General features: G+C 32.6%; 1 protein-coding gene. It reads left to right on the forward strand.

What is annotated here, in order from left to right:
- Positions 1-147: 147 nt before the first annotated feature.
- A complete protein-coding gene (locus tag CHB72_RS25715; RefSeq protein WP_089285692.1) occupies positions 148-1,404 on the forward strand; it encodes an IS4 family transposase in 1,257 nt (418 codons plus the stop codon).
- The last annotated feature ends 169 nt before the right edge of the window (positions 1,405-1,573 follow it).

The raw sequence follows: 1,573 nt of genomic DNA on the forward strand, positions 1-1,573 counted from the left end.
CACTGTCATCAACTTAAGAAAATAAGTTTTTTGATCCTTGAAAATTGCATAAGAATATAATTAACAAATAGTGCTAATTCACTATTGACAAACAATTGTTCGCCCTATAATCGAAATGGAAATATAAATTTCGAAGGGGGCTTTAATATGATTAATAAAACTGCTATACTATTTGAAAAAGTGCATGTTCAATTGACATCTAGAGAGCTTTTGGAATTAGCTAGATTAAACTCTTCTGCTTTTACCCGTAAGAGAAAGCTCGGGCTTTTAAATTTAATTGGTGTTATGTTAAACTTTAATAAACGCACATTACAGATTGAGCTTGATGACTATTTTGAACATGTATTGAAGGATGATGAAATTATGGTTAGTAAACAAGCTTTTTCAAAAGCAAGACAAAACTTAAATCCAGAGGTATTCCGTTATCTTTCCGATGGCCTTATTGAAGCATTTTATAGTAATGATGAATTTGATCGAGTCCTTAATTACCGTCTATTGGCGGTTGATGGAACATGTATTGAACTTCCTAATTTTCAACAGTTAAGAAATATTTTTGGTGATGTTGGAGATGTTAATGGAACTGTTCGAGCATATGCATCAGCTATGTTTGATATTGAAAATCAAGTCATCATTACTTCTGAAATAGCTGGTTATCGGGTAGATGAAAGAACTCTTGCAAAAAAACACCTTGCTAAGCTTAAGGAACTGGGCTATAAAAATGATCTTCTCTTATATGACAGGGGCTATCCATCTAGGGAACTGATGGCGTATCATTTTGAAGAAAATCTCCATTTTATAATGAGATGTAAAGATAACTTTCTTGATAAAAAACGAGTTTATGAAGAACCTCGTGACGAAATATTTGATTTTGAACATGATAACAAAATATATTCTGTTCGTAGGGTACAGTTTATGCTGCCCTCAGGTCAATTGGAAACTCTTGTTACCTCATTGTCTCAAGAGGACATTGAAACTTTAAAACACCTATATTCACTACGTTGGGGCATCGAAACAGAATATTATACCTTAAAACACGTTCTTCAAATTGAAAACTTTAGCGGATACACACCATTGTCAATTGAACAAGACTTCTATGCAACAATATACTTAAGCAATCTAGCATCTGGATTTATCTACGATGCTAAACATGCAAAAGCCCCAGAAGGTAAAGAACCTAAAAAATATAATTATAAAGTCAACCGTAATGAGTTGTACGGAAGTTTAAAAAATAAGCTGATGCAAATAGTAATGTTAGAGGATCCCAAGGAGCGTGTAAAACTCTTTGATAAAGTCATGTTGAAAATGAAAAGAAACATGGTTCCTATACGCCCAGAAAGGCAGCCTGATAGAAAAAATAAAACCCCAGGAATAAAATATCCTATTAATCAACGTAAAACCCTTTAGAATAAGCAATAAATTTATAGTCTACTTATGTTTGCCAATGTGTGAAACGCTTGGTTTTATTAATTGCACCCAAAATTAAGGTAGTTTATCTTTTTTCTTTATTTTGAGCTTCCAGATTTCGTTATATTCTTATGCAATTTTCAAGGAGCTTATTAAGTTGATGACAGTG

Source organism: Anaerovirgula multivorans, from assembly GCF_900188145.1.
Lineage (GTDB): Bacteria > Bacillota > Clostridia > Peptostreptococcales > Natronincolaceae > Anaerovirgula > Anaerovirgula multivorans.